The sequence below is a fragment of the Nonomuraea diastatica genome (assembly GCF_004349015.1).
In the GTDB taxonomy this organism is placed as follows: Bacteria; Actinomycetota; Actinomycetes; order Streptosporangiales; family Streptosporangiaceae; genus Nonomuraea; species Nonomuraea diastatica.
In genome coordinates this window covers 17,502-40,104 of the sequence record NZ_SMKP01000088.1, presented here as the reverse complement: position 1 = coordinate 40,104, position 22,603 = coordinate 17,502, and the positions used below count along the sequence as shown (strand labels likewise).

General features: G+C 72.4%; 15 protein-coding genes and 1 pseudogene. 4 read left to right on the top strand and 12 right to left on the bottom strand.

Annotated elements, in window-relative coordinates; genetic code table 11:
* Nucleotides 1-5,259, top strand: a pseudogene (locus E1294_RS52995) (hypothetical protein); the annotation flags it as partial.
* A gap of 69 nt (nucleotides 5,260-5,328) precedes the next feature.
* On the opposite strand, the gene E1294_RS28150 reads toward E1294_RS52995, so the two are convergent.
* From E1294_RS28150 to E1294_RS28130, 5 genes are all read right to left on the bottom strand, one after another.
* A complete protein-coding gene (locus E1294_RS28150) occupies nucleotides 5,329-6,915 on the bottom strand; it encodes an acyl-CoA synthetase (protein ID WP_132513251.1) in 1,587 nt (528 codons plus the stop codon).
* Nucleotides 6,916-7,004: 89 nt separating this feature from the next.
* The gene (locus tag E1294_RS28145; protein WP_132513249.1) at nucleotides 7,005-8,150 is read right to left on the bottom strand and encodes a thiolase domain-containing protein; all 1,146 of its coding nucleotides are present in this window, start codon (nucleotides 8,148-8,150) and stop codon (nucleotides 7,005-7,007) included.
* A gap of 3 nt (nucleotides 8,151-8,153) precedes the next feature.
* Entirely contained in the window at nucleotides 8,154-9,173 is a 1,020-nt protein-coding gene (locus tag E1294_RS28140) for a thiolase domain-containing protein (RefSeq protein ID WP_132513247.1), read from the bottom strand.
* Nucleotides 9,170-10,069, bottom strand: coding sequence for a Zn-ribbon domain-containing OB-fold protein (locus tag E1294_RS28135; protein ID WP_246083332.1), 900 nt, complete (start codon nucleotides 10,067-10,069; stop codon nucleotides 9,170-9,172). Before E1294_RS28135 ends, E1294_RS28140 begins: the two co-directional genes overlap by 4 nt.
* Nucleotides 10,059-11,606 carry an acyl-CoA synthetase gene (locus E1294_RS28130; RefSeq protein WP_132513245.1) on the bottom strand — a complete coding sequence of 516 codons (1,548 nt, stop codon included), beginning with the start codon at nucleotides 11,604-11,606 and terminating at the stop codon, nucleotides 10,059-10,061. Before E1294_RS28130 ends, E1294_RS28135 begins: the two co-directional genes overlap by 11 nt.
* A gap of 224 nt (nucleotides 11,607-11,830) precedes the next feature.
* Here E1294_RS28130 and E1294_RS28125 point away from each other — a divergent pair, with 224 nt between their 5' ends.
* Nucleotides 11,831-12,640, top strand: a complete 810-nt coding sequence (locus E1294_RS28125) for a crotonase/enoyl-CoA hydratase family protein (protein ID WP_132513244.1) — start codon at nucleotides 11,831-11,833, stop codon at nucleotides 12,638-12,640.
* Between the two features lie 6 nt (nucleotides 12,641-12,646).
* Here E1294_RS28125 and E1294_RS28120 read toward each other — a convergent pair whose 3' ends face one another.
* From E1294_RS28120 to pgfA (E1294_RS28100), 5 genes are all read right to left on the bottom strand, one after another.
* Entirely contained in the window at nucleotides 12,647-13,762 is a 1,116-nt protein-coding gene (locus tag E1294_RS28120; RefSeq protein ID WP_132513242.1) for an NAD(P)H-dependent flavin oxidoreductase, read from the bottom strand.
* 83 nt (nucleotides 13,763-13,845) lie between these two features.
* Complete coding sequence (dprE2, locus tag E1294_RS28115) at nucleotides 13,846-14,583, bottom strand: decaprenylphospho-beta-D-erythro-pentofuranosid-2-ulose 2-reductase (RefSeq protein ID WP_132513240.1); 738 nt, start codon at nucleotides 14,581-14,583, stop codon at nucleotides 13,846-13,848.
* Nucleotides 14,580-15,899, bottom strand: coding sequence for an FAD-binding oxidoreductase (gene dprE1 / locus E1294_RS28110; RefSeq protein WP_132513238.1), 1,320 nt, complete (start codon nucleotides 15,897-15,899; stop codon nucleotides 14,580-14,582). Before dprE1 ends, dprE2 begins: the two co-directional genes overlap by 4 nt.
* Nucleotides 15,896-16,783 carry a decaprenyl-phosphate phosphoribosyltransferase gene (locus E1294_RS28105; RefSeq protein WP_132513236.1) on the bottom strand — a complete coding sequence of 296 codons (888 nt, stop codon included), beginning with the start codon at nucleotides 16,781-16,783 and terminating at the stop codon, nucleotides 15,896-15,898. The genes dprE1 and E1294_RS28105 overlap by 4 nt, the downstream gene beginning before the upstream one ends.
* Nucleotides 16,780-17,700: a cell envelope lipid trafficking protein PgfA gene (gene pgfA / locus E1294_RS28100; protein ID WP_132513234.1), complete on the bottom strand. Its 921-nt coding sequence runs from the start codon at nucleotides 17,698-17,700 to the stop codon at nucleotides 16,780-16,782. Before pgfA (E1294_RS28100) ends, E1294_RS28105 begins: the two co-directional genes overlap by 4 nt.
* A 119-nt stretch (nucleotides 17,701-17,819) precedes the next feature.
* Here pgfA (E1294_RS28100) and E1294_RS28095 point away from each other — a divergent pair, with 119 nt between their 5' ends.
* Nucleotides 17,820-19,073 carry an acyltransferase family protein gene (locus E1294_RS28095; RefSeq protein WP_132513232.1) on the top strand — a complete coding sequence of 418 codons (1,254 nt, stop codon included), beginning with the start codon at nucleotides 17,820-17,822 and terminating at the stop codon, nucleotides 19,071-19,073.
* Here E1294_RS28095 and E1294_RS28090 read toward each other — a convergent pair.
* On the bottom strand, nucleotides 19,010-20,836 hold the full coding sequence (locus tag E1294_RS28090) for a hypothetical protein (RefSeq protein ID WP_132513230.1): 1,827 nt from the start codon (nucleotides 20,834-20,836) through the stop codon (nucleotides 19,010-19,012). The genes E1294_RS28095 and E1294_RS28090 overlap by 64 nt on opposite strands.
* Nucleotides 20,837-20,952: 116 nt before the next feature.
* Here E1294_RS28090 and E1294_RS28085 point away from each other — a divergent pair, with 116 nt between their 5' ends.
* Nucleotides 20,953-21,693, top strand: coding sequence for a class I SAM-dependent methyltransferase (locus E1294_RS28085; protein ID WP_132513228.1), 741 nt, complete (start codon nucleotides 20,953-20,955; stop codon nucleotides 21,691-21,693).
* Here E1294_RS28085 and pgfA (E1294_RS28080) read toward each other — a convergent pair.
* Entirely contained in the window at nucleotides 21,634-22,602 is a 969-nt protein-coding gene (gene pgfA / locus E1294_RS28080; protein WP_165977508.1) for a cell envelope lipid trafficking protein PgfA, read from the bottom strand. The two genes, E1294_RS28085 and pgfA (E1294_RS28080), sit on opposite strands and share 60 nt — an antisense overlap.
* Nucleotide 22,603 lies beyond the last annotated feature (1 nt).

The following is a 22,603-nucleotide window of genomic DNA, read 5'->3' as shown; positions in this document are numbered from 1 at the left end:
GCCCCGCCCCATCTCGACGACCCCGAGTACGGCCTGCCGCTCCACGTCCACCTGGCCGCCCTGATGCGCCTGCGCGACGAGGGCGAGCACGCGCGTGGCGGGCTCCTGGAGCGGTTCGTCGCGCGGGAACTGGACGAGTGGGCACTGGCCTGGCCCGCCGGTCCCCAGCGGGTGGACGACGCGACCGCGCGCCAGGCCGCAGTGCTGGACCCGGCAACCGCACACCAGGACACGGCGGTGGACCCGGCGACCGCGCGCCAGGCCCTGGTGGTGGTCACGCTCACCGCGCCCACGCCCGCCGAACTGCCCGGCCTGCTCCCGGCCGTACCGGGACTGCGCGACGTCGCGTCCAGCGGGCCCGGGCTGGACGGCCGCGTCCAGGACATGGCGGCCTGGCTCCGCCGGATCCTCCCCGGCGGCGAGCGGCTCGTCCCGCCGGGCCCCGACCTCGTGGCCGAACAGCTCCTGTCCGGCACGGAGGGCCTGGAATCGCTCGTGCTCGCCGTGCACGACCTCGACGGCCGCACGGTCCGGCACCTCGTACGGATGTTGGACGTCCTGCGGGTGTCCGCGGGTGGGGAGCGGGTCAGGTCGGCGCTGCGGACGCTCGTCACGGCCAGGGCCGGCAGCCTGGTCGAGGAGGCCGTGACCCATCCAGGCACGCGACTCGGCGACCTGGTCAACGCCGTACTCGGGCTGATTCCCGCCGAACCGGAGGTCATGGCCGCATTACCGGTACGGGCTGGGCGGGCCCGGCTCGGCCTGCGGGCCCTCGACGTGACGCTCAGCGAACTGGCCGTGCACCGTCACCGCGCACGAGGCGAGCGGACCTCCCTGGCGGAGGCGCTGTCCATGTTGTCGGGCCGGCTGGCGGCCGCGGGGCGAGTGGGTGAGGCGGTCGCCGCGGCGGCCGAGGCCGTGGAGATCCACGCGGCCGCTCCCCCGTACGAGGAGGCGGCCGTACGGGCGGAAGCGCTGTTCGACCTGGGGGCCTGCCTGCTGCTGGCGGGCGAGGCCGGTGGCGCGCTCAAGCCCGCGCGGGAGGCGGCGGCGAGGTTCCGGGTCCTGGCCGAGGACGAGCCCCGGTATTCGGATGAGGCCGCGCGGGCACACCACAACCTGGCGTGCGCGCTGCTGGAGACCGGGCGGCTGGGCGAGGCGGTCCGGGCGTTGGAGGCGGCGGGCGGGGACGGCGAGTTCGCGGCGCACCTGGCCGCCCTCCTGTCCGTGCCTGCCGCGCGCCACCCCGACACGACCTCACAACCCCCGGCACCACGCATCGCACCCCCACGTACACCGCACACCACAGCGACACCACCGCCACGCACACCACACACCACAACTCCACTGCCACCGGCGCCGCACACCACCGACCCGCTACCAGCGCCGCACACCACCGACCCGCCATCAGCGCCGCACACCACTGATCCGCCACCGGCGCCGAGCGTCACCGATTCGCCGCCGCGCCATGGGGCGGCCGGTTCCCTCCTTGGCGAGACAGGAACAGGGGAAACCGGGACAAGCGACACCGCGACCAGCCGATCCCAGGCGGGAGGCGTGGAAGCGGGGGATGTCGTCGGGGCCGGGCCTGGGACGGGGGTTGTCTGGGCCGGTGGGGTGGTGTCGTCGGTGCCGGGGCTGGCGGCGAAGGGCGGTGTGCGGCCGCTCGGCGTCCCGATCGGGGACATGGGTTTCCCGTCGACGGACGCCGTCGCGGCGCCCGCACCGCTGATGCGGTTCGACGGGCCGGATCCCGCAGCGGTGCCCGAGCTGGCCGCGTGCCTGGCCAGGGCCGTCACCGCCGCCGTCGAGCACGTGGCCCCGACCAGCAGGGACGTGGCCCACCGCCTCCACCTTCTCGCCGCCTGGCTCGAAGCGCGGAACAAGCCGGCCGACGCCCTGGTCCCCGCGGGGGAGGCCGTCGTACGGCTGCGCGGCCTGGCCGACGAGGAACCCGGGCTGCGGTCCATGCTGGCGGAGACCGCGAGCATGCTGGCCAGGCTCCATGCGCGGCTGGAGGACCTGGACGCCGCCGCACGTTCCGCTGCGGAGGCCGTACGGAACCTGCGGGCCCTGGTCACGCTCGACCCTGGCGCGCATCGCGCCCGCCTGGCCGGGCAGTTGCTGGTGCTGGGCGAGTTGCTGCTGGCGGACGACCGGCCCGAGGCGGCGCTTGGCCCGTTGCAGGAGGTCATGTGCGTGGCGGCGGAGCGGCACACCGCGACGCGGGCGAACGCCCGGCGGCTGCTCGGCCTGTGCCTGGACGAGCTCGGAAGGACCGCCGACGGCATGGCGCAACTGGAGATCGCCGCCGAGCTGTACGACGTGGCCAGCGGCCACGCGGGGCAGGTGGGGCTTGCGGAGCCTGCGACGCAGGTCGGGCAGGCGGAGCTGGCGGAGCAATTGGACCAACCGGAGCAAGCGGGACAGGCGGAGCAAGCGGGGCAAGCGGAGCAGGCAGAGCAGGCGGAGCAACCGGAGCCGGGGCAGGCGGGGCAGCACGCGGGGCGCATGGGGCACGCGGCCGGGATACGGGCCAGGCTGGAGCGGATGCGTACGGCGCCGGACGTGCGCGACGGAGAGCGGCCCTGGTTGCTGGCGATGGTCGCCCGCGATCCCGAGCACGCCGTGGCCGGCGCGGAACGGCGCCTGGCGGAGTGCAGGCAGTCCTTCGAGAGGGCGGGCGTACCGGGGCTGGAGGACATCCACGCCTACCTGGCCGCCCAGGCGACGCTCGCTCGCGCCTGGGCGGACGCGGGGCGGGCCGGTGACGGCTTCGCGCTCGCGATGCAGGCGGCCGAGTTGCTGCAGCGGTATCCCGTACCGGATCGGCCGCACGCGATCGTCGTGGGCATGGTCGAGGCGGCGCTCGGGCGTTCGCTCGCCGGGCTCGGCCGCCACGAGGAGGCCCTTCCGCACCTGCTCACCGCGATCGAGTCCTACGAACCGCAGACCGGTACGAGCGCCGCGTTCCGGACGGAGCTGGCGGAGCTTCTCATCCTGGAGACCGTCGCGCTGTCCCGTGCCGGTTGCCCGTCGGACGCGGAGGCCGCCGCCGACCGGCTGGTCGGGCGGTACGAGGGGCTCGTAGCGGACGGGCTCCATGCTCCTCTGGCGCTCGCCGGGGCGCTGCGGCTCCAGGGCGGCATCCGCTTCGCCCGGAGAAACGCCGAGGGCGCGCTCCAGTCGGTCACCCGGGCACTCGACATCACGGGCACGGCGTCCAGCGGCGGGCTGCTGGTCGCCACCTGCCTGGAGCTGGGCGGGCTGTGCCTGGCCGAGCTCGGCCAGAGTGACGCGGCCAAGGCGAAGCTGATGGAGGGAGCGGCGTTGATGGCGGAGCACGGTCGTGTCCCGCCGGATCTCGTCGATGTGCACGTGCGGGCTTTGATCACGCTGGCCGGGCTGCGCGTGGCGGAGGAGGGACCCGCCGCCGGGGTGGCTCTGTGGTCGCGGATTCTCGGCATGCGGCCGTTGCCGGGGGTGGACGTACTGGAGGCCCTGGTCGAAGCCCTGACCGGTTTCGCGGGCGACATATCGGGCTTGGGGCCCGCGCTGGCGGCGTTCACCGACGCTCTGGAGCGGGAGGTGCCGCTGAGCGGCACCGGCGCCGAGCTGCACGCGAAGTACGGGCGGTGCCTCTCGGGGTTCAGTGACACGGCAGCGCGGGCGGACGACGACGGGACCGCACGCGTGGCCTCCGGACTCGCCCCCGAACGGGCCGCCGGACTGGCTGTCCGTGTCCACCGGAACCTCGCCGCGACGTCAGGTGCGCACCGTACAGGGCTCGGCCTCGCGCTGGCCGCCCTGGCCAGGCTCGGCCACGCCGACCTCGCCGTCATGGAGCAGGCCATCGACCTCCTCCCCGAACGACCCGACGACGCACTCCACCAACCCGACGAACGGCCCGCCGACACACTCCACCAGCCGGGCGAACGGCCCGGCGAACGGCCGGGCAGCGCATCGCCCGGCGCGCTCCGCGAGCCCGGTGGCGTGCTGGTCGACCTGCTCGACCGTTATGCCGTCCGGCTGCTCGAAGAGGGCCGGGCCGTCGAGGCCCTGGCCCACTGCGAGCGCGCCGCCGATCTCTGTGACGAGCTGGATGACCCGGCCCTCGCCGCCGTCATCTATGCCAGGCTCGGCACCGGACTGGCCGTGCTCGACCGTCCGCAGGCCGCGCTGGAGGCGATCACCTGGTCGCTGGCGGAGCTGGACCGGGCCGCGGCGGCGGGTCAGGAGCTGCCGCACGTGCGGGCCCAGGCCGTCCGGGTGCGCGGGCAGGTGTTGCGGGCGTTCGGGAGAGGGCAGGAGGCTCTGGCGCATCTGGTGGAGGCGCTGGGACTGTTCACCCGGCTGTCCGACGCGACGGCCACCGCCGAGACCGCCGCGACGATCGCCGACGACCTGCTGACGTCGGGGCGGGCCGAGGAGGCCGCCGAGTACGCCAGGACGGCCGCGTCCGGGTACGCTCCCGGCACCGTCAAGCACGCGCTGGCCACCCAGCGGCTGGCCAGGTGTCACCTGGTGCTCGGCGAGCTCACCGAGGCCAACGCGCTCGTGGAACAGCTGATCCCGATGGGGAGGCGGTCGCCGGACGACCTCACGTACCGGGCGATCCTCGCCGACTCGCTGGCGCAGAGCTCGGAGCTGCTGCCGCTGCTGCGGCTGGACGGCGGGACGGAGGCGGAGGCGAGAGCGCGGGAGGCGATCGCGGTCTACGACGACCTGCTGACCGCGGGCATGGACGCGCAGGCTGTGCACACGGGCCGTGCGGGCGCCTGCCTGGCGCTGGCCTCCGCGCTCAGCATGCGGGGCATGGCCGCCGACGCGATCCAGCCGCTGCGGGAGGCGGTCGCGGCGCTCGAACGCCACGGCCACGGCCATCCCATGCTGCTCGGTCTGCTGTCCAGGGCGATGCTCATGCTGGGCGACGCCCTCATGGAGGCGGGCCGGGCGCTGGAGGCCGGGCTCGTCTTCCACCGGGCCACGCAGGTGACACGGGACACGCTGTCCAGAGCCGTGGCGCACGCCAAGCTGGGCCTCTGCCAGGAGGAGCTGGCCAGGGACGACGCAGCCGACGCCGCGCTGCGGGTCTCCGCGGAGCTGCTCCGCGACCTGCTGATCAGCGAACGCGGCGAGGGGCCGGCCGGGCTCCTCCGCGACGTGCTGCACGGCCGGCTGCGGCTCATGGAGCGGGGCGGCAGGAACGACGAGGCGGAGGCCATCCAGGACGAGCTGCGCCGCCTCATCCGCCCGTAGACCCGGGAGAGCCGCCGGAGAGACCCGCTTCGCGCGCCGCCGCCGTCCCAGCGGGTCCCCTCCGCGGCATCACGCGCCGCTGCCCTCCACCGTCTCTCGTGCCCAGCGGTAGTCGGCCTTGCCTGCCGGTGAGCGCACCATCTCCGCTACGAATGCGTACGAACGGGGCACCTTGTACCCCGACAGCAGCTTCCTGCAGTGCGCGTCGAGCTCCTCCTCCGTGACCTCGACACCCTCCCGCGGCTCGACCACGGCCGCCACCCTGCTTCCCCAGCGTTCGTCCGGCGCCCCGGTCACCACCGCGTCGAACACCGCCGGATGCCCCTTGAGCACCGCCTCGACCTCTTCGGGGAACACCTTCTCCCCGCCGGTGTTGATGCACTGCGAGCCCCGGCCGAACACGTTCACCGTGCCGTCGGTCTCGACGGTCGCGAGGTCGCCGGTGAGCAGCCAGCGGGTGCCCTCCTCGTCGGTGACGAACGTGCGGACCGTCTTGGCGGGGTCGTTGTAGTAGCCGAACGCCACCCGGCCCGACCTGGCCACCGTCCCCATCTGCCCGGAGCCGGGCTCGACGGGTCTGAGCCGTTCGTCGAGAACGGCCAGCCTGACCACGGAGTTGGGCTGGTAGCGCAGGCCCTTCTCCGGCGAGGAGCCGGCCACGCCCGACGCCGTGTAGCCGGACTCGGTGGAGCCGAAGTTGTCGAGGATCATGATGTTCGGGAGCAGTTCCTGCAACCGGTCGCGTACGGCGCCGGACAGGATGGCCCCGGTCGAGCCGACCACGACGAGCGAGGAGACGTCGTAGCCGCCGCCCTCCAGCGCGTCCGCCAGCGGCCTGGCCATGGCGTCGCCGGTGATGTTCAGGGTGAACACGCGTTCCCGCTCGACCGTCCGCCACACTTCGAAGGCGTCGAACTTGCGCACGTACACCATGGCCGAGCCCATCCACCAGGCGATGAACGTGGCCATCTGCGCGGCACCGTGCATGAGCGGGGGCGCGGCCATCATCACCATCGGGGCGGCCTTGACCGCCTCGTCGACGACCTCCTGCGGGGTGGCGCGCGGCTCGCCGTACGGGTTGCCGCCGCCGAAGCCCATGAACAGGTCCTCGACGTGCCACATCGCGCCCTTGGGCAGTCCGGTGGTGCCGCCGGTGTAGATGATGTAGACGTCCTGGCCGGAGCGCGGCGGGAAGCCCCGTTCCGGCTTGCCGCGTTCGAGAGCCGTCGCGTACGGCACCGCGGAGCCGATCGACGACGGCCCGCCGACCGCGATCAGGTGCTCGAGCAGCGGCGCCTCACCGGCCACCGCGGTCACCCTCGGGTCGAACTCCACGTCGTAGATCAGCGCCCTGATGTCGGAGTCGCGGTACAGGTAGAGCAGCTCGGCCTCGACGTAGCGGTAGTTGACGTTGATCGGCACGGCCCTGATCTTCAGCGTGGCCAGCATGCCCGCGACGTACGGAATGCCGTTGTAGAGCTGGATCCCGACGTGCTGGCCCGGCTGGACGCCCAGGTCCGTCAGGTAGTGGGCGAGCCGGTTGGCCTCGGCGTCCAGTTCGGCGTAGGTGCGCCGGTCCTGGCCGCAGACGACGGCCGTTCTGTCCCCGATCGTGTCCGCGAGCCCTTCGAACAGGTCAGCGTGGTTGAACTCCATGGCGACCCTTCCGTTATCCGGGGTATGCGGGGTCCCCCCGCAGGTAAAGCCCTTTCCCCTGGTCGGGGTATGCGGGGTGCCCCCGCAGGTCAGGGTTTGTCGCGTCCGACGATCCACATCGCGAAGAACTGGGATCCTCCGCCGTAGGCGTGGCCGAGCGCCGTGCGGGCGCCGTCCACCTGATGCTCGCCCGCCGTCCCGCGCACCTGCAGCGCGGCCTCGGCGAACCTGATCAGCCCGGACGCCCCGATCGGGTTGCTGGACAACACGCCGCCCGAGGCGTTCCACGGGATGTCACCGTCGAGTGCCGTGGCGCCCGACTCGGTGAGCTTCCATCCCTCCCCTTCCGCCGCGAACCCCAGGTTCTCCAGCCACATCGGCTCGTACCAGGAGAACGGCACGTACACTTCGGCCACGTCGATGTCGCGGCGCGGGTCGGAGATGCCGGCCTGGCGGTAGACGTCGGCCGCGCAGTCCTTGCCCGCCTGCGGGCTGACCGTGTCACGTCCGGCGCGGAAGATCGGCTCCGAGCGCATGGCTGTGCCGTGCACCCAGGCGGGGGTGCCGGTGACCGCCGACTCCGACGACAACACCATGGCGCAGGCGCCGTCGCTGGACGGGCAGGTCTCCAGGTAGCGGATGGGCTCCCAGAGCATGGGCGTGGACTCGACCATGGCCCGGTCGATGCCGGGGATCCTCAGGTGGGCGTACGGGTTCTTCAGCGCGTTCAGCCGGTCCTTGACCGCGACGAGCGTGCCGATGTGGTCGGGGGCGCCCGACGTGCGCATATATTCGCGGATGTGCGGCGCGAAGTAGCCGCCCGCGCCCACGACCAGCGACGCGCTGAACGGCAGGTGCGTGGAGAGCGCCCAGGTGGCGTTGGACTCCGACTGTTTCTCGAACGCCACGACGAGCACCCGCTCGTGCACCCCGCCCTGGATCAGCGAGGCGCCGACGAGCGCCGTCGAGCCGCCGACGCTGCCCGCGGTGTGCACCCGCATCATCGGCTTGCCCGCCGCGCCGAGCGCGTCCGCCAGGTACGACTCGGGCATCATCACGCCCTCGAACAGGTCGGGCGCCTTGCCGATGACGACGGCGTCGATGTCCTTGAACGTCAGCCCGGCGTCCTCCAGCGCCCGCAGCGCCGCCTCGCGCACCAGCCCGGCGATCGACACGTCCGTGCGCCTGCTGCGGTAGCGCGTCTGCCCGATGCCGATGACAGCACACCTGTTCATGGGTCACGCCTCCAACACGGTGACGAGGTTCTGCTGCAGGCAGGGGCCGCTCGTGGCGTGCCCGACGGTGCGGCGGGCGGCGCCGTCGTGGACGCGCCGCGCGGCCTCGCCGATGCGGATGAGGCCCGTGGCCATGACCGGGTTGGCGGCCAGCGGGCCGCCGGACGGGTTGATCTCCGTGTCGTCGCGCAGGCCGAGCGCCTCCCGCAGGATGATCTTCTCGTGCGGGAACTGGGCGTGCAGCTCCGCCACCTCGACGGGGCCCTTGCCGACCCCCGCGGCGCGTGCGGCGTCGGCGGCGGAGGCCGACCGGGCCAGGTCGCGCATGCCCAGGTAGTGGGGCTCTGTACGGTGGGCGATGCCCCGGATGTAGGCGGGCCGGGGGCACAGCCGGCTCGCCAGGTCACCCGCCGCGAGCACGATCGCGGCGGCGCCGTCCGTGATGGGCGGCACGTCCGTCGCTTTCAGCGGCCGCACCGCGACGTCCTCACCCTCCGGGTCCGCCAGGTCGAGCGCGTACGGGTTGCGCCGCCCGTCCGCCCGGCTGCGCCTGACGATCTCGTCCAGCTCGGCCCGGTCGGCGCCGGCCGCGTTCGCCTGGAGCGCGGCGTAGGAGAGCTGGTCGAGCCCGAGCGGCGCCAGGTAGTACGGGTCGAGCTGGAGGGTCATGATCGTGCGCAGGTCGCCCAGCGACGACTTGCCGAAGCCGTAGACCAGGGCCGAGTCGATGTCGCCGTGCTGGAGGCGCACCCATGCTTCGTACAGGGCCCAGGCGCCGTCCATCTCCACGTGGCTCTCGGAGATGGGCGGCCAGGCGGCGAGCGCGTCGAGAGCCGACACGAACGAGAACGGGGCGCCCGCCAGGTAGTCGCAGCTGCCCGAGCAGGTGAAGCCGAACCGCTTGAGCCCGGTGCGCTCCTTGACCTCGCCGATCACGGGGCCGATGAGCTCAGGCTCGGTCAGGCCGGTGTCGTGGCCCGTGTGCCGTGTCTGGGCGAACGCGACGATCGCTACGTCTCTCATGGCCGCTCCACGTCGTGCTCGCCGGTGGGGGCGAACCAGCGGATGTTCGCCATGGACGCCGTTCGTTCGAGCTCGGGGACCCAGACGGCCTTGACGCGCATGCCCTGGCGTACCTCGTGTGCGGGTACGTCCCCGATCAGGGCGATCATGGGGATGTCGCTGCCGTCAAGCAGGATGTACGCCGACACGAACGGCACCTCGGGGGCCCGCGGGTCGGGCAGGTTGTTGATGGCGAACGTGGTGATCGTCCCGGTGTCGGGCAGTTCGAGCGTCTCCGGGATGGCGTTTCCGCATTCGGGGCAGGTCAGCCGGTACGGCACGTACACCTTGGCGCAGGTGTCGCAGCGGCCGCCGAGGAAGACGCCGCGTTCGATGCCCTCCAGGAAGACGCGGAGTGCGCCGCCCGCCTGGAGGCGGTATTCGGTGCGTACGTTGACCACGATGTCGGTGACTTCAGGGACGAAACACGAAATGTCGGTGATCTGGCCGGCAGGGTGGTCGCTCCAGACCGGCCAGACCCGCATGCCTGCCCGCAACCTCTGGGGATCACCCGCGTCCACGGCGTGCACGAGTGCGGTGTCCGCGCCGTCGAGCTTGATCAGCGCCCAGGCGAAGGGGCGGTCGAGCGGGTGACCCGCCCCAGGCTCGGGCACGAACGCCCACGTCGTCACCGTTCCCGCCGGGCCGACCTCCACGAACTCGCCGGTGACCGGCTCGCCGGTCGCGGGGTCGTACTCGAGGGGCGGCACGAGGACCTTGCCCTCTTTCGTGCGCACCCCGACGATGCGGCGGCCGCGTAATTCGCTGAGGAACCGGCCGATCACCGGGCCCGTGGTGCGCGTGTAACCGCCCGGGAACTCCAGAACGTGCTGGGCTACCAGCGGATCAGATGGCACGGTCGTGTCCCTCCCAGTACGGGGCGCGGAGCTTGCGTTTGAGCAGCTTGCCGTTGGGCTCGCGGGGCATCTCCGCGATGAAGTCGATGCTCTTGGGCCACTTCATCCTGGCCAGGCGGCCCTCCAGCGACGCGAGCAGCTCGGCTGCCAGCTCCGGCCCCGGCTCGATGCCGGGCGCGGGCTCGACCACGGCCTTGATCTGCTCGCCCCACTCCTCGTCCGGGATGCCGAACACGGCCACGTCCGCCACCTTCGGGTGGACCATGAGCTCGTTCTCGATCTCGGCCGGGTAGATGTTGGCGCCGCCCGAAATGATCATGTCGGCCTTGCGGTCGCAGAGGTAGAGGAAGCCCTCCTCGTCCAGGTATCCGATGTCTCCGACGGTGAAGTAGTCCTTGAGCCGGTTGGCGGCGGTCTTGGCGGGATCGCCCTTGTACTCGAACGGGACGCCCATCATCTTCATGTAGATCGTCCCGGGGGTGCCGACCGGCACCGGCTCGCCCTGGTCGTCCACGACGAGCAGCTCGCTGATCGGCCAGGCCGAGCCCACCGTGCCCGGGTGCGCCTTCCAGCCCTCGGGCGTGGCCAGGGTGCCGCCGCCCTCGGTGGCCGCGTAGTACTCGTAGAGGCAGTCGCCCCACCACTCGAACATCGCCCACTTCACCGGGACCGGGCAAGGAGCGGCGGCGTGGATCATCCATCTGAGCGAGGACAGGTCGTACGCGCGCCTGGTCTCCTCGGGCAGCGCGAGGAGCCGCTTGAAGTGGGTCGGGACCATGTGGGAGCTGGTGACGCGGTGCCGCTCGCACAACCGCAACATCTCCTCTGCGTCCCACCGGTCCATGTAGACGAGCGTGTGGCCCATGTGCAGGGCGGTCCCGCCGAACTGGGTCACCGCCGTGTGGTAGCTCGGCGAGGTCACCAGGTGGGCGTTGGGGCGGCCCGGCGTGATGCCGAACAACCCGAGCAGGAAGGTCATCAACTCGGCCGAGTCGTCGGGATCGATCCCGCTCAGGCGGCGTCTGACGCCCTTGGGCTTGCCGGTGGTGCCGGAGGTGTAGTGCATGGTGGCGCCGGCGGTGCGGTTCTCTGGCGCGGTGTCCGACTGCCCGGCGGTGAGCTCGTCCACCGGGCGGAACCCGCCGGCCTGCTCGCCGAGCACGAACCGGCGCCCCGGCTCGACAGCCTCGGCGCCTCTCGCGCCCTCCTGGAGGAAGCGCGGGTGCACGAAGAACGCCTTCGCCTCGCTGTCGGACACGATGTACGCGATCTCGGGGCCGGTCAGATGCCAGTTGACCGGGGTGTAGTACCACCCGGCCTGCAGCGCGGCCAGGTAGAGGACGAGACCGTCGGCGCCGTTCGGGGCCAGGCCGCAGATGCCGTCGCCGGGTTCCAGCCCGAGACCGCGCAGGCCGTGCACGAGCCGGTTCGAGCGAGCCAGCAGGTCGCCGGCGCGGTGCTCCGTACCGTCGGGGTCCACGGCCGCGATCCACTCGGGGTCGGCCTGCGCGAGCCTCCAGAAACCGAGCGTCCCCATCTACCCTCCCTGTTCATGGCCTCCACTCCGTGGAGGCGGGTTCGGTCGCCCTTGATGCCGCCACCTTCCCCCGCTCTGGTCGCTACGCTCCCGCCGCTCCTCCAGGCGACGGCGCTCCCTCACATCACGGAGGCAAACAGGAACCTGTTCTCGTTTGATGGGGGGAGCGTATCCTGGGGCAAAACTGCGTAGCAAGCGCTTGATTCAGCAAATCGGAGGCACCCGTGGAACTCCTGCCGATCAGCACCCCCCACTGCCGGGTCGAACGCGACGGCCACGTCCTGACCGTCACCATGAACCGGCCGGAGGCCCGCAACGCGCTCTCCTCGGACATGCTGGTCGGCCTGGCCTCGGCATGGGCGTACGCGTCGGCGGAGCCGGAGATCCGGGTCGCGATCCTCACAGGCGCCGAGGGCACGTTCTGCTCCGGGGCCGACCTCAAAGCCATGGGCCGGCCGTCCACCGACCCCGAGGTCCAGGCCAGGGCCGCGCAGATCCCTGACTTCCACTGGAAAGGGCTGCTGCGCGCGGACCCGCCCACCAAGCCGGTCATCAGCGCGGTCGAGGGCTACGCGGTCGCGGGCGGCACGGAGTTGCTGGTGGGCACCGACCTGCGGGTGGTGGCGGAGTCGGCCACGCTGGGCCTGTTCGAGGCCAAGCGCGCCCTGTTCCCCATGGGCGGCAGCGCCGTACGCCTGCCCCGGCAGATCCCGTACTGCCACGCCATGGACCTGCTGCTCACGGGCCGCCCGATCACGGCGGCGGAAGCCCTGTCCATGGGCCTGGTCAACCGGGTCGTCCCCGACGGGCAGGCGCTCGCGGCCGCCCGCGAGCTGGCCGAGGACGTCGCCGCCTCGGGCCCGCTGGCGGTCCAGGCCATCCTGCGCACCTACCGCGACACGCTCGGCCTGGCGGAGCCCGAGGCGCTGAAGGTCTCGGACGAGCTCGGCTGGCCGGTGATCGGCTCGGAGGACGCCAAGGAGGGCACCCGCGCCTTCCGTGAGAAACGGCCCCCTGCCTACCGCGCCCTCTAGGGCCCTTCAGGGCTGCTGGTCGCCGGTGATGCGGCCGAGGCGTTCCAGCGCCTCGGCGTACTCCTCCAGCAGCCCGAACACCACGTCCTTGGTCGACCTGACCTGGTTGGTGACGCCGATGATCTGACCGGCGGGGAACGTGGCCAGCTCCGACACGTCCGAGCGGCCGATGCGGCGCAGCGCGTCCGACACCAGCATGAACTGCAGCGGCATCGGCAGCGTGCCCGGCGACTCCTCCGACTCCCACGCCTCGGTCCACTCGTTCCTGAGCAGCCGCGCCGGCTTGCCGGTCCAGCTGCGCGAGCGCACCGTGTCCCGGGACGTGGCCGCCAGGATGCGCCGCTTGGCCATCTCCGGCGTGTCCGCCTCCTCGACGGTGAGCCACAGGGATCCGGTCCACACACCCTCCGCCCCCAGCGCCATCCCCGCCGCCATCTGACGGCCGTTGCCGATGCCGCCCGCCGCCAGCACGGGCACGTCGACGGCGTCCACGACCTGCGGGATCAGCACCATCGTGGAGATCTCGCCGGTGTGCCCGCCGGCCTCCGTGCCCTGGGCGACGACGACGTCCACGCCCACCTCCACCTGCTTGAGCGCGTGGCGGGGCGTCGAGGCGAGCGCGGCGACCTTGACCCCCTGGGCATGGGCGAGGTCCACCACGTCGGCGGGCGGCGGGCCGAGCGCGTTGGCCAGCAGCGCGATCGGGTGCCGCAGGGCCACGTCGACCTGCGGCCGGGCCGTGGCGTCCGTCCAGCCGAGCAACACCCGCCCGGGGTCGGCGTCCGAGGACAGCGGCGGCACTCCGTGCCTGGACAGCAGGTTCTCCACGAACGCGCGGTGCCCCTCGGGGATCATCGACTGGAGGCGGCCGACCAGCTCCTCAGGGGCGAAGTCCGCGCCCTCGTACGAGGCCGGCATGACGACGTCCACACCGTACGGCCTGCCGTCCACGTGGTCGTCGATCCACTTGAGCTCCATCTCGAGCTCTTCCGGTGTGAAGTAGAGAGCCCCCAGCACCCCCATGCCGCCCGCCCGGCTGACGGCGGCGACCACGTCCCTGCAGTGGCTGAAGGCGAAGATCGGGAGCTCGATTCCGAACATGTCCGTGACCCGTGTCCGCATGGACTGACGATAAGTCCGGAACAGTTGTACTGCAACGCGTTCTACTCTAGAACGTTCGCTCGGTCAGCCTGATGGAATGCGTTCTAGCGAGGCAGCCTGCGCCAGAGAGGGCGAGGCAGCAGCCGCAACACGCGGAAGGCGGGCCCGAGCGCCCGCGGCACCCAGACTGAGGACGCGCCGGCCCGCAGCGCGGCCACCGTGGCCAGCGCCACCTGCCGCGGCGTCGAGGACATCGGCGCGGGCGCCAGCCCCTTCGTCATCCGTCCGATCACGAAGCCCGGCCGCACGACCAGCACCCTCGCGCCCGACCCGTGCAGGGCGTCGCCCAGCCCCTGGGCGAACCCGTCGAGCCCGGCCTTGGCCGAGCCGTACACGAAGTTGGCCTTGCGCACGCGCGCGCCCGCCACCGACGACAGCACCACGAGCGTGCCGTGGCCCTGCTCGCGCAGCACCCTGGCCGCGTGCAGCCCCACCGACACGTGCGCGCCGTAGTTGACCGCCACGGCCTCGGCGGCGGCCGCGGGATCGGCGTCATAGCGTTCCTGGGTCCCCAGCACGCCGAACGCGGAGATCACCACGTCGAGGTCGCCCACCAGCTCCGTCGCCTTGGCGAAGACGGCACCGTGCCCATGGACGTCCAGCGCGTCGAACGGCACGACGTGGACCTCCGCGCCGAGGTCGGGCGGGTCGGCCCCGCCCCGGACGGCCAGCACCACCCGGCCGGCGCCCAGCCCCACCAGCAGCCTGACGATCTCCAGGCCGATCTCGCTGCGCCCGCCGAGCAGCAGCACGCTGTCGACCCCGCCGAGAGCGTTCTTCACAACCGCAACCTCCTGGCCAGGTCGGAGCGGAACAGCCCGGCGGGGTCGGCCTCGTCCCTGATCCGCCGCCACCGCTCCAGCTCGGGATACATCTCCGCCATCATGGCAGCGCCCAGCCGCGCGTCCTTGGCGAGATAGACGCGCCCGCCCGCGCCGGCCACCCGCCGGTCGAAGCCGCGCAGCAGGCCGCTCAGCCCGCGCCCGCCGGCGGGGAGGTCCAGGGCCAGGGTCCAACCCGGCATGGGGAACGACAACAGGCCACCCGAGCCGGGCCCGAACCTCTTGAGCACGGTCAGGAACGACGGGCTGCCGTGCTCCGACAGGGTCGCGACGATGCCGCGCAACGTCTCCTCCGCGCCGAAGGGCACCACGAACTGGTACTGGACGAAGCCACGCGGGCCGTACATGCGGTTCCAGCCCTCGACGCCGTCGAGCGGATGGAAGAACGGCGCGATGCCCTGCGTGAGGGTCCGGCGCCGCGGCGCCTTGCGGTACCAGACCTCGTTGAACGCGCGCAGGCTCAGCCCGTTGAGCAGCCCGCCGGGCACCCACGCGGGGGCCCGCGCCGGCACGCCCGGCGCGAACGGCGACGCCTCCTTCACCTCGGCAGGCGCCGCGTGATCGCCCCTGGTGAGCACGCCGCGCCCCATCCGGCGGCCCCGGGCCATCAGGTCGATCCAGGCCACCGTGTAGCGGTGTCGACCGTCGGTGTCCGCCATGGCCGCCATCGTCTCGTCCAGGTCCGCCGTGCGCCGGACGTCCACCCGCATCATGGACGTCTCGATCGGCACGCAGCCGAACGTGGCCTCGGCGATCACCCCGGTCAGCCCCATGCCGCCGACCGTGGCCGAGAAGAGCGGGTGGCCGGGGCGCAGGGTCAGGACCTCGCCTCCCGCGGTCACCAGGGTCAGCGAGCGGACGTGCGCGCCGAACGAGGAGTCGCGGTGGTGGTTCTTGCCGTGGACGTCGGCCGCGACGGCTCCGCCGACGGTGACGTGCCGCGTGCCGGGGCTGACGGGGACGAACCAGCCCCTGGGGATGAGCGCCGTCATCAGCGTGTGCAGGCTCACCCCGCCGGAGGCGGTCACCAGGCCGCCGCCCTCGTCGAAGGTCCACGCGTCCAGGCCGGTGCAGTCGACGACGAGCCCGCCGGCGTTCTGCGCGGCGTCGCCGTACGAGCGGCCGAGGCCCCGCGCCACCACGCCCCGGCGCGGCGCGGAGGCGACCAGCTCGCGCAGGTGCCCGACGGAGCGGGGCCGGGCGAGCCGGGCGGGCGTGGGCGCCGTACACCCCCAGCCAGTCAGGAACGTGCTCACGCGTAGATCCCCAGGCCGACGAGGACGACGAGCACGGCGGCGAAGAGCAGGGTCGGCCGGTCGCGCAGGGCGAGCTCCTCCGGCTCCTCGCCTCCCCCGCGCTCCACCAGCAGGTTGTGCCGGAGCACGAGCAGCACGAAGGGGACGATGCTGAGCCCGTAGAACAGGTCGTCGTGCGCGTTGAGCGCCCACAGGCAGTACGTCACGATCATGGCGCCCGAGCACATGGTCCGCACCTGGGCGAGGTAGGCGGGCGAGTAGGCGGCCAGCGTCGCGCGTGTCCCCGTCGCCTTTACGAGCCGCAGCTCCGCCTCGCGCTTGCCCGCCACCAGTTGCAGCGCGGCCAGCGAGACGACCACCAGGAACCACCCGGTCACCGGCACGTCGACCGCCACGGCTCCGGCGTACGCCCTGATCACGTGGCACCCGGCGACCGCGATCAGGTCCACGACCTCCTGGTGCTTGAGCCACAGCGTGTACGACAGCGTCAGGACGAGGTAGCCGGCGACCACGGCGGGCGGCTTCCAGCTCCCGGTGAGCGCGGCGACGGCGGGCGCCAGGAGCAGCAGCACGACGCCGGTCACCCGGGCGGCCCGCACCGACACCGCCCCGGCCGCGACGGCCCGCTGCCGCTTGCGCGGATGCAGCCGGTCGGCCCGCACGTCGGAGGCATCGTTGATCAGGTACGAGCCGCTCGCGGCCAGGCAGAACGCGGCGAGCACCAGCAGCGCGGCGAGCAGGTCGCGCGGCTCGCCCAGCACGCCGGCGGCCATCGGCGCGGCGAGGACCAGAACGTTCTTCAACCATTGGCGGGGCCTGGCGGCCCTGACCAGCGCCAGCGCCGGCGTGGCCGCCCGGGGGCGCGCCACCACGCCCTGGCTCATGTGGTCCTGCGGCCGCGCAGGGTCAGCAGGAGGCCCGCCACGAACAGCACGACGCCCACCACGCCCAGCACGGCGGGCAGGGTGACCCGGATCAGGTCGATCTGGCTCTTGCCCTCTCTCGCGCTCTTCACGAGCCCGTCGACGGTGTCGTCGGTCATCTTGGCCGTGGCCACGAACGCCTTGGAGCGCTCGACGCCGTCGTCGCTCTTGAGCACCTCGTCACGCTGCTGCTCCTGGCGGACGGGGGCGCCGGTGGTGGGCTCGATCCAGAAGGTGTTGGTGCCGGAGTAGACGCGGTCGAGTTGCACGTCGCCCGACTCGCCCATGCCGAACCAGTCGGCGGGCGCGGTGAGCGTCTGTGTCCTGGTCTCGGGGACGACCTGCTCGAACTTGTACGTGTTCAGCCCGCCGACCTGCTCCTCCCCGGCGAATCTGGCCTCGAACGCCTTGCCCGCCGTGGAGTTGAAGACCATGTAGCTCTTCTTCTCCACGTCGAACGGGAACTTGTAGATCTGCCCCTGCAGCTCCACCGGCTCCTTGTCGATGCTGACGCCGCAGCAGTTGAGCCCGACGCCTGAGCGCTTGTCGAAGGCGCTGCGCCGCTCGGTGAAGTCGATGCCAGGTTTGCCGTTGGTGACGTCGTTCACGGCGGTGAACTCGTCCCACACGACCCGGTCGCCGGACGCCTCCTTCACGTCTCCGCGCGTGGTGACGATGATGTCGAGGTCGGCGGTCAGCACCTTGCCGTCGGCGACGCTGAAGTATTGTGCGCCGGTCGCCCTGAGCTTGCTGATCCCGTACTGGTCGCCTTTGGCGCTCATGAGCGCGGGCGCCACCTGGAAGCGCACCAGGGGAGCCAGAACAACGAGGAATGCCCCGACGGCGATGAGGACGCTGCCAACGACGACCCGGTTCATCGACCCTCCATGTGCCAGGTGCACGGACGCCTGTCTGGGTGGTTAAGTACTGAAACCAAGTTTCTACTCGCCGGTATGTTATTGCGGGGAGTGACCACCGTCACCAGGGATGCGGAAACGTGACCGAAACAGGTTCTACATCGGCGCGGCTGCCGGCGATCTCCGGCCGCCAGGCGGCGCTCGACGGCATCCGCGCCGTGGCCGCCTTCGCCGTGCTGCTCTTCCACGCCGCGATGGAGGCGGGAACGGCGCTGGAGCCCGGGTTCCTCGGCGGTGTTCTGTCGAGGGGTGAGATCGGGGTGCCGATCTTCTTCACGCTCTCCGGCCTGCTGTTGTACCGCCCGTGGGCGGCGGAGGTGCTGACCGGCGAGCGGGCCCCGGACACGCGCCGCTACCTGTGGCGGCGCTTCTTCCGCATCATCCCCGCCTACTGGCTGGTGGTGGCCGTGGCCCTGCTGCTGTGGGGCGAGGCCCACCGGTCCGACCCGTGGACGTGGGCGCAGCTGGCGTTCCTCGTGCACACCTACGACCTGACCCCGTGGTGGTTCGGCCTCGGGCCCAAGGGGCTCGGCCAGATGTGGAGCCTGGCGGTCGAGCTGACCTTCTACCTCACGCTCCCGCTGATGGCGGCGGCGCTGCGCTGGTTCGCGCTGCGCGCGGGATCCGACCTGCGGGCCAGGGCCAGGCGCCTGCTGATCGGGCTGGCCGCCTTCGGCGCCCTGTCGTACGTGTACACGATCTTCGAGTACTTCCCCGAGTACCGCCCGTGGATGAACGTGTGGCTGCCGCGCTCGTGGACGTTCTTCGTGCCCGGCATGGCGCTGGCGGTCCTGACCGTCTGGGCCAGGGCGGAGGACGGACGGGTACGCCGGCTGTGCGCGGCCCTGGCCGGCTCGTGGGGCACGCTGTGGCTGATCGCCGGGCTCGCCTACCTGATCGCCGCCACCCCGGTGACCGGGCCGCGCTTCGTCGGCCTGGGCGGCATCTGGACGGCATTCTCCGAGCAGGCCCTCTACACGCTCGTCGCGTTCTGCCTCGTGGCGCCCGCGGCCCTGGAGCCCGACCGGTCCACCCGCCTGGGCCGGCTGCTCGGCGGCCGGTTCATGAGCTATCTCGGCCGGATCTCCTACGGGGTCTTCCTCTGGCAGTTCGTGGTCATCTACCTCTGGTACGACTTCACGGGGCAACAACCGTGGACCGGCAACCTGATTCCCAACCTCGTCGCGATCAGCGCCCTGACCGTCGCCCTCGCCGGGCTCACGCACCGCTACGTGGAGGAGCCCGCCCGGCGGCTGATCCGGTTCGTCCCTCACGCGGCGGGAGGGGCGGGCCCCGGCTCCCCGAAGGCCGCGGCCCTCAGGCAGAACGCCTGACCCTGGCCGCCCGCCGCGCTGATCCGCAGGCCCTTGCCCGCCCCGTCGTGCGGCACGTAGTAGAGCGCGCCCGTCTCGCCGGTCGCCGGTAACGTGACCGCCCGCTCGGTGCCGCCGAGCTCCACCACCACGTGCACCTGCTGGGGACTGGTGTAGGCCAGGGCCACCACCATGCCGGGGCCGCCGAGGGACTCGACGGGGAAGACCTCGTTCTTCGCGTAACACTTCTTGCCCTTCACCGCGTCGAAGAACGGCGTCACCCGGCCCACCAGGACGAGCTTGCCCGCGGAGTCGAAGACGTACGGCTTCGCCGAGGGCCGCGGGTCGCGCATGCGCCGCCGGGTCCCGGGGTCGGCCAGCGGCGCGAGCACGTACGACGTCAGCCTGCGGGGGCCGTTCCACGGCAGGACGACCTCCGGCGGCACGGGACGCGAGTAGATGTCGGTCCCCGGCGCGGCGGTGGCCAGCGAGGCCCGCGCGTTGTCCAGATATTTCCTGACCTTGTCGCCGCTGAGGGTGTCGCCGTAGGCGTTGATCGACATCAGCGAAGCGACGAGCACGGCCAAGGTCAGCGCGCTCGCGGCCATGGACAGGCCGCCGCCCACCGGCCGGCGGCGGGCGTCCGGCTCGCCCTCGACCGGGTGCCAGGCCAGCGCGAGGCAGAGGGCGAACACCACCGCGGCGTCGGCGACGTACCGGGTCTCCGCGCCCACGAGGTCCCACGCGGTCGCCCGCGCGATCGTGGTGGGGATCGCGTCGGCCACGACGACGTACGCGGCCAGGATCGCCCACGCCCGCCACGCCCGCCTGCGGTACACGCACGTGATCACGACCAGCAGCGCGAGCAGCGCCCATGCCGCGATCACGGTGGCCTGGGCGGGGTCGGCCAGCCCGCCGGTGGAGGTGAGCCCGCCCCAGCGCAGCGGGCCGCCTACGGCGCCCGTGGGAAAGGTCTCCCCCAGCAGCCTGCGCAGCAGCCCCGGCACCACCTCGGCCTTCGGCCCGGTCAGCGCGTCCGAGCCGGCGGTGTCGCGGCGCAGCAGGTAGAGCACGGCGTACCCGGCCAGCAGCGCTCCGTGCGCCCACCAGACCGGCCTGCGCAGCTCGGCCGCCAGCGCCCGCAGCCACAGGCCCCTTCCGAGGTAGGCGCTGGTGACCCCCAGCACCACGAAGGGAATGAACACCCCTTTCGTGGAACAGGCCATCCCGGCGGCGGCCCAGATCAGGGCGTGCCACCGGCCCTTGCCCTCGCGTACGTACCTGACGTGCGCCGCGAGCGCGGCGACCAGCGCGAGCTGCAGCGGCACCGCGTTGAGCGCGGCCGACCACCAGCTCATCGCGGGCACGGTGAGCGGCGCGAACGCGTAGACGGCCAGGGCGGCCAGCACCACGGCGCGGTCGCCGAAGAGCCGCCGCAGCAGCACCAGGAACACGATCGAGGCGGCCGCCTGGAGGGCGAGGGTCACGAACGACACCAGCGCCCAGCTGTACGGCGCCACCCACGTGAGCAGCCACACCAGTGCCAGCGAGCCGGGCATGAGATGCCCCTTGTGCACGCGGGTCAGGTAGTCCCAGGTGAGCCCGCTGTCTCCGGCCCCGGCCACGAACAGGAAGTCGTCCTCGACGAAGTACGCCTTGCTGAGGACGTGGGCCCTGAAGATCAACGAGACCAGGATGAGCAGCAGGCCGATGCCCATGATCGGCCCGGTGCGGATCGAGGGCAGCGTGATCCGCACGGGTTCGGAGCTCTTGGCGCCTTCCACCTTCGTCGTTTCCTTCCGCTGCGTCAGGGATTCCCCGAGTGGACTGCCGTGATGGCCCGGCCGGGCACGTCCGCGGCAGGCCAGTAGGCGGGTTTCTTGTTGGTAGGCTCCGCGCCGTGGACACCCCCGTACCGTTCCGAGCCGATCTCGGCAGGTCCGTCCGGCTGCTGCGTGCCTTCCGCCTGGAGCAGAGCGATCCGGACTTCTTCTACGGCACCCTGGCCATGGACACGGTCGCCCAGCTCGGCGCGTACACGGGGCTGGCGGGCGCCACGGTGGCCGACGTCGGGGGCGGTCCCGGCTACTTCGCCGACGCGCTGCGCGCGGCCGGGGCGCGCCCGGTGTGCGTCGACTGCGACGCGGGCGAGATGCGCCTGCGCGACGGCCGGCCGCCACGCGACGCCGTTCTGGGCAGCGCGCTCGACCTGCCGCTCGCCACGGGCTCGGTGGACGTGTGCTTCTCGTCCAACGTGCTGGAGCACGTCCCCGACCCGCTCAGGATGGCCACCGAGATGGTCCGGGTCACCCGGCCCGGCGGGATCGTCTACCTGTCGTACACGGTGTGGCTCTCGTTGTGGGGCGGCCACGAGACCTCCCCCTGGCACTACCTGGGCGGCCACTACGCCGCCCGGCGGTACACGCGCAGGCACGGCAGGCGGCCGAAGAACGTCTACGGCGAGAGCATGTTCGCCGTCGGGGTGGCCCGCCCGCTGGCCTGGGCCAGGCGCTGCCCCGACGCCGAGTTGCTGGACGCGGTCCCCCGCTACCATCCCCGCTGGGCCCGGCATGTCGTCCACCTACCTGGCGTCCGCGAGCTGGTCACCTGGAACCTGCTCCTCGTCCTGCGCCGCAGGTGAGCGTCGCCGCATGAGCAGGAGCGCGGCCACGACGCAGCCCGCGCCCGCCACACCGCCGCCCACCGGCGCGACCGTGCCGAGCAGCAGGATCCAGCGGCGATAGGCCGCCGCCGTGTCCAGCGCCGCCACGACGTCGGCCTCGCTGGTGCGGAACGTCGCGTCCAGCGCGGTCAGCCGGCCCCGCTCGTCGGCCGTTACCAGCGTCTCCTTCACCTCTTCCACCGTCCTGACCGGCTGCCCGCTGACCGGCTCGACCCAGTACGTACGCCGGATCTCGGCGTAGCGGGCCAGCCCGACGTCGCCCTTGCCGGGCAACCCCACCAGGCGGCGCGGCAGCGGTGCCGTCTCCCCCGGCACCGGCCGGCGCGGCGTGCGCTGGACGTAGCGGTAGGTCTCGACGCCGCCTATCTGCTCGACCCCGTCGAAGGCGGCCGTGACCGGCACGCGCAGCCGCAGGTCGAACAGCGTGTAGTCGCGGCGCTCCGCGTTGAAGGGCCAGCGGAACGCCTGGCCGGACTGCCGGATCGTGGTGTCCTCGTCCAGGTACTCGCCGCAGCAGTTGATGATCGCGCCCGTGCGGCGGTCGAAGGCCAGGCGCCGCTCGTGGTAGTCCAGCCGCTCCTCCTCCCGCGTGGCCAGGGAGACCGACTCGCCCCACACCGCGCGGTCCTCGTCTCCGGCCAGCACGTCGCCGATCAGCCAGCGGGTCCGTACCAGCTCGCCCACCACCGGCCGCATCGTGGCCGGGTCGAGGTAGGTCGCCGACTCCGCCACCGACCGGGTCATGCTCTGCTGCTCCAGCGGCGCTTTGAGCACCTGGGCGGCCACGTACAAGCGGGTCAGGGGGATGAGCGTCAGCAGGAAGGCGCCCACGCCGGCCAGCACCAGCGCGAGGTTCCCGCGGCTCATG